The sequence below is a fragment of the Propioniciclava sp. genome (genome assembly GCF_029977985.1).
Classification (GTDB): Bacteria; Actinomycetota; Actinomycetes; order Propionibacteriales; family Propionibacteriaceae; genus Propioniciclava.
On the sequence record NZ_JARKOT010000151.1, the window covers coordinates 1 to 1,439 of the forward strand.

2 protein-coding genes are annotated in these 1,439 nt (G+C 71.0%); both read right to left on the minus strand.

Annotated features, from left to right (window positions below; all coding sequences use genetic code 11):
* Window positions 1–888: hypothetical protein (locus Q1K57_RS09435; protein ID WP_300081475.1), on the minus strand; the 888-nt coding region annotated here is incomplete at its 3' end.
* A 6-nt stretch (window positions 889–894) separates the two neighbouring features.
* Entirely contained in the window at window positions 895–1,227 is a 333-nt protein-coding gene (locus tag Q1K57_RS09440; RefSeq protein ID WP_300081478.1) for a hypothetical protein, read from the minus strand.
* Window positions 1,228–1,439: the final 212 nt, after the last annotated feature.

The window sequence follows — 1,439 nt, forward strand, 5'->3', positions numbered from 1 at the left end:
TCGGCTTATCCGCGCAGCAGCAGGGTGGGCGGACGGCTCGCCGACGAGGTTGGCGACCACTACCGCCTGGCCGAGCCCCGAGCGCAGCAGCACGTCCAGACGGACGCGGGAAGGCTCGGTGAGATCCGGGCGTCCAGTGAGCTGCCGCACGGCGGTGCCGACCTGGAGCATGACCGCTTGGTCGACGCGGGTAGCACCCAGCCCTCGGCTGTCGATCTGACTCAGCGTGGTCTGATGGGCTCGGGCGAGCTCGCGGATGTTGCCGAGGAGTTCGTCAGCATACGGCCCGGGCAGCGCCCCGGCCTTCGCTGCTGTGTCCACAAGAGCGTGAGTGTCGCGCAGAATCGCCAGGTGCCCGAGCGCCACGCTGCGGCGCACGATCGGGGCATTCTGAACGGGCTGCACGGCCGCGAGCGCGTCCTGCCAGGCCGCCAGGCCGACGCCGGCGGCAGATCGGCTGGTCGGGGCGTGGATCGCGCCGTCGAGTGCGGCCTCGCCGGCCAGCAGCCATGCCTTCGCCCGGTCGTCGGGCGTCCGGACGCGCACCCAGTGCACGAGTTCGTAGGCGACGTGGTTGAGGGTCGCCGCGTCGCGCTGCCGGTCGAAGTCGGGGCGCGACGCCATGTCCTGGCCGACGTCGGCGAGCGCCGCTCTCACAGCGTCCAGCGACGGCGCCAGGATCGGTTTCACGTCAGCAGTTCGCGCTGCGCCGGTCGTTGCCGTGGCCAGCAGCGCGAGGGGGTCGGCTGTGGAGATCGGGCCGAGCGCACGGCGGATGGTCACCAGGCTGGACACGGTCTGGGTCCAGTCGGCCATCAGATCCAGCGTGAGGGGCGGCTCGACGTCCCACTCGAGGCGGGCGAGTTCCCGCCTGACCGCCTGCCACATGGGCCGCTACCCTCGCCGTCCGACAGGGCTGTCCAACTCCCTGCGGACGTCGGCCAACAGCACCCGCAGCCGGGCCAAGTCGGGCAGGTCTGCGGCGAGAGCCAAGTCCCAGGCATGAACCTCACGCAGCGCGTGCTCAACGCACTCGAGCGCCGTCAGTCGTGTCAGACCCGGGACGTCCACGGGACGGGTCGACGGATGAGTGGCCGCCATCAACAGCGAGATCCCCATCGCCTCGTGGATCATCGCGGTCAGGTCGTCCCAACGGTCAGCAGTCAGCATGGTCGCCTGCCCCAGCAGGAGATCGACCTTGGCGATCGACTCGATGGGGATCTGCACTTCGGTCCTGATCGTGATCCTGTCCGTCCAGATGTCCTCGGATCGTGGGCACGCATCCCTTCGCCCGTACCAGTCACCTGGCGCGCGGGCGAGCGCCACTGTCCACAGGGCTCAGGGCCACGCCGCGGCGCAGAGGTGCAGGATCGGCGTCCGGCGTGGGTCGCGGTGGGCCGGACGGGCAGCACGACCGGACGCCGCGTCGCCGGCGGGGC